Source organism: Paenibacillus sinensis, from assembly GCF_019904155.1.
GTDB lineage: Bacteria > Bacillota > Bacilli > Paenibacillales > Paenibacillaceae > Paenibacillus_AQ > Paenibacillus_AQ sinensis.
The window spans coordinates 1-409 of the sequence record NZ_JAHCMB010000045.1 but is presented as its reverse complement, the minus strand read 5'-3'; the positions used below and the strand labels follow the sequence as shown (position 1 = coordinate 409).

The window sequence follows — 409 nt, the reverse complement described above, 5'->3', positions numbered from 1 at the left end:
GCTCTGCGCACTCGCCTTGCCGGGACTGCGTGTTTAATTTCCGTCATTTTGGCCTCCTCCCTTTTTTTGTACCTTGTCCGGTCTAGAAGCCGTTACCGCCTCGCGCATCGCCTTAAGCTCTCCAGCCAATTCAGCCGCCTTCTGCTCAGCTTCGCGCGTTAGCTTGCGTTCAGCCTCTAATTGTCCTTCTAGCTCGCGCCGGCGCTGCTCTTCCGCTTCGGTCCGCTTGCGTTCGGCTTTTTCATTCTCCTTAGAATCGTCCAGCGCTCTTAGTGTGAGATCCCGCACGTCTTCAGCAGCTTGCAGCTTAGGTTCGAGCTTTGCCAGGGAGGTTCGGAGATCCGCCGCCTCTTGCACACGCTGCCGCTCAGACTGGACGATTTGTTCGCGTTCCGCTTCGCGCTCTTCC

General features: G+C 57.7%; 1 pseudogene. It reads right to left on the bottom strand.

Features of this window, described 5'->3' with window-relative positions:
• Nucleotides 1-33 precede the first annotated feature (33 nt).
• Nucleotides 34-409 (bottom strand): annotated as a pseudogene (locus KIH86_RS04330) (hypothetical protein); the annotation flags it as partial.